The sequence below is a fragment of the Pseudoalteromonas denitrificans DSM 6059 genome, assembly GCF_900112265.1.
In the GTDB taxonomy this organism is placed as follows: domain Bacteria; phylum Pseudomonadota; class Gammaproteobacteria; order Enterobacterales; family Alteromonadaceae; genus Pseudoalteromonas; species Pseudoalteromonas denitrificans.
In genome coordinates this window covers 1-3649 of record NZ_FOLO01000051.1, presented here as the reverse complement: position 1 = coordinate 3649, position 3649 = coordinate 1, and the positions used below count along the sequence as shown (strand labels likewise).

The window sequence follows — 3649 nt, the reverse complement described above, 5'->3', positions numbered from 1 at the left end:
GCAGCAGAGAGAGTTGCCGAAGATATCGCAAATGCTAACCAAAGAACTACAAGTGCTTTAGATGTATGTCAGGCAAATGTGATGATGGCAGATGCAGATTACAATATTGTGTATGTGAATGAAGCTGTTGTTAAAATGTTAAGTGACAATGAACAGCAACTCAAAACGGTATTACCTAAATTTGATGTGGCCAGCTTAATTGGCACAAATATAGATACCTTCCATAAAGACCCATCACATCAGCGTGGCATGTTAGACAAACTGACATCGACCTATAAAACCGATTTAGAATTAGCGGGCTTTACCTTTGGCTTGATAGCGACACCGGTTTCTAACGATGATGGAGAGCGAATAGGCACAGTCGTAGAGTGGGATGATAAAACTGAAAGACTCGCAATCGAACGTAAAGAGCGCGCTGAAGCTGCTGAGAACTTACGTATTAAACAAGCCCTTGATAATGTATCTGCCAATGCCATGATAGCCGATGCAGGAAACAATATTGTCTTTATGAATGAAGCTGTACAGGGCATGATGAAGGCAGCAGAATCGGACATACGTACTGATTTACCTAACTTTAACAGTAATGATTTGCTGGGACAAAATGTAGACGTATTTCATAAAAACCCGGCTCACCAACAAAATATGTTAAAAACGTTGGCCAGTACTTATAAAACGGAAATTGTTGTTGGCGGGCGTACTTTTGCTTTAATAGCCAACCCGATAAATTCAGATGATGGAGATCGTGTAGGTACAGTTGTTGAGTGGAATGACAGAACAGCAGAAGTGGCAATTGAAAAAGAAATCGATGGGTTAATTGCATCCGCTGGGCGTGGTGAGCTAGATGCCAGAGTTGAAGAAGAAGGTAAAGCGGGTTTCTTCCTTAACTTAACTAAAGGGTTAAATACCTTAGTGGAAATTGTTGATGATGCAGTGGCTGAAACTGGCTTTATGTTGGATTCATTGGCACATGGTGATTTAACAAAACGCATAGATAAGGACTACCAAGGGTCATTTGATAAATTAAAACGTGATGCCAATACCACAGCTGAAAAACTCACTGAGGTCATAGAGCAAATTAATACTTCTGCGACTTTAGTTGCCAGTGGCTCTGAAGAAATATCGCAAGGCAACGCTGATTTGAGCCAGCGAACAGAAGAGCAGGCTTCATCTCTTGAAGAAACCGCCTCTAGCATGGAGGAAATGACAAGTACCGTAAGACAAAATGCGGACAATGCCAAGGTTGCTAACGAGCTTGCTGCAAATACACAAGATCAAGCCGCACAAGGTGGTGAGGTAGTGCAACGAGCCGTCACTAGCATGGCTGAAATTAATGATTCCAGCAAAAAAATCTCAGATATCATAGGTGTGATTGATGAAATTGCATTCCAAACGAATTTACTTGCATTAAATGCAGCAGTTGAAGCGGCAAGAGCGGGTGAGCAAGGTCGAGGTTTTGCAGTCGTCGCCGGTGAGGTGCGTAATTTAGCCCAAAGATCAGCCGCAGCCGCCAAAGAAATTAAAGAGCTTATTCGTGATAGCGTGAGTAAAGTCGAAGATGGGACATTGCTTGTGAATGAGTCAGGTACTACGTTACAAAAAATTGTCACGTCAGTGCAAAAAGTAACTGAAATGATAGCGGATATTTCGGTTGCGTCAGAAGAGCAAAGCTCAGGCATTGAGCAAGTTAATAAAGCCATTACGCAAATGGATGAAATGACACAACAAAATGCAGCATTAGTTGAAGAGGCTTCTGCTGCAGGTGAATCTATGGCCGAGCAAGCCAATGGTATGCGTCAGTTATTAACTTTCTTTAAATCAAATGCTGGTGGTCATTCTGCAGCGCTGCCTGCACCGACTCAACCTATGCAAAAAGCAGCCACACCTAAACCCTCCAGAGCACAAAGGTTAGCCAGCCCTTCTAGCGGTGATGACTTTGTGGATTCGTCAGAAGAATGGGAAGAGTTTTAACCTCATAAATAAATAAGGAATGACTATTTGTTTTACAAACTATGTTAAGGGCAGATTTTGTTTATTAGCATAGTTTGATTTCATCTGAGAAGGTAAAGGAATGGTTGTGGACAAAGAGTTTTTACTGACAGATAGTGAGTTTACGCATATTGTTGATTTAGTTTATAAAGCATGCGGTATTGTGCTTGGTGAACATAAACGAGAAATGGTGTACTCAAGATTAGCACGGCGTATTCGTAGTTTAAAACTAGATAACTTTGAGCAATATCTCGATTATCTGGATTCAAATAAAGATAAAGAATTTAGCCATTTTATCAATGCCATAACGACAAATTTAACATCTTTTTTTAGAGAAATGCATCACTTTGAATTTTTAAAAAATACATTGGTGCCTGAATTAATCAAAAAAAACCGACCAACAAAGCGCGTTAGAATTTGGTCTGCTGGCTGCTCAACTGGCGAAGAGCCTTATTCAATCGCGATGACAGTCGCAAATATGTTTCCAATAGGTTGGGATGTAAAAATACTGGCCACAGACTTAGACTCAAATGTATTAGCTAAAGCGAGCAATGGGGAATACTCGGCTAATTCAACAACGGGTTTAGAAGCCGAAACTTTAAAGAAATGGTTTTTTAAAGATAAGCAAGGCGATAACTACAAAGTTAAACCTGAATTGAAAAAAATGATCCACTTCAAGCGCTTAAATTTATTGCAAAAGTGGCCAATGAAAGGCCCGTTCGATTTTATTTTTTGTCGAAACGTAGTGATTTATTTTGATATTGCAACAAAAGAAAATTTATTTCAAAACTATGCCGATATTTTAACGCCTGACAGTTATTTATTTTTAGGTCATTCAGAGAGTATGAGTAAAGAGCAGAAGCGTTTTAGTGGATTAGGTAAAACAATATATAAAAAAATTAAATAGTTATTTACTGGGTTTGAAAGTATGGGTAATTACTTTTATCAATACATATTAAAGTAAGGAAGATGTATTTTGCACCATGAATTCAAGCCTGTGTATCCAGGATTTGAGAATATAAAACGCTATTGGGATCGTAATCGAGAGATAGTCGTTGCTAAAATATTACCCGGTGAGTTTTATGTTACTAAGCAAAATGAAGTCATATCTACCGTATTAGGCTCATGTATTTCGGCTTGTGTATACGATGGAGTGATGGGGATTGGTGGTATGAATCACTTTATGTTACCAGTGAATAAGTCAGCTGAATTGGGTTCAGTAGAAGACCAATTGAGTTGCAGGTATGGCAACTGGGCGATGGAATTTTTAATTAATGAAATCGTTAAAAATGGCGGAAATAGAAAAAACCTAAAAGTAAAATTATTTGGTGGTGGCCAAATCATAAAAAGTATGACCAATGTTGGTGAAGGCAATATTAAATTTGCATCTGCATATTTAAAGCAAGAAGGGCTAAGCGTAGATTCACATGATGTGGGGGGCCCTTGGCCCCGTAAGGTTTTGTTTTATCCTGAAACAGGTAAAGCTCAGGTTAAAAAATTACGTAGCATGCACAATGATACGATACAGCAAAGAGAAAACAAATACTTACATGAAATTGAAGAGCAAGATACACATACTGATATTGAACTGTTTTGAATGTTTTTTTAATCTGAATTTAAATGAAAACAAGCTTACAGTGACACGAAATTGAAGAGCAAGATA

Annotated in this window: 3 protein-coding genes; all 3 read left to right on the top strand. The window is 38.6% G+C overall.

Features of this window, described 5'->3' with window-relative positions; translation table 11 throughout:
• Positions 1-1968 (top strand): methyl-accepting chemotaxis protein (locus BM088_RS21225; RefSeq protein WP_143085133.1); only part of this gene is annotated, 1968 nt, incomplete at its 5' end.
• Positions 1969-2068: 100 nt separating this feature from the next.
• Positions 2069-2893: a CheR family methyltransferase gene (locus tag BM088_RS21220; protein ID WP_091989538.1), complete on the top strand. Its 825-nt coding sequence runs from the start codon at positions 2069-2071 to the stop codon at positions 2891-2893.
• Positions 2894-2962: 69 nt separating this feature from the next.
• Positions 2963-3583 carry a chemoreceptor glutamine deamidase CheD gene (cheD, locus tag BM088_RS21215; RefSeq protein ID WP_091989536.1) on the top strand — a complete coding sequence of 207 codons (621 nt, stop codon included), beginning with the start codon at positions 2963-2965 and terminating at the stop codon, positions 3581-3583.
• Positions 3584-3649: the final 66 nt, after the last annotated feature.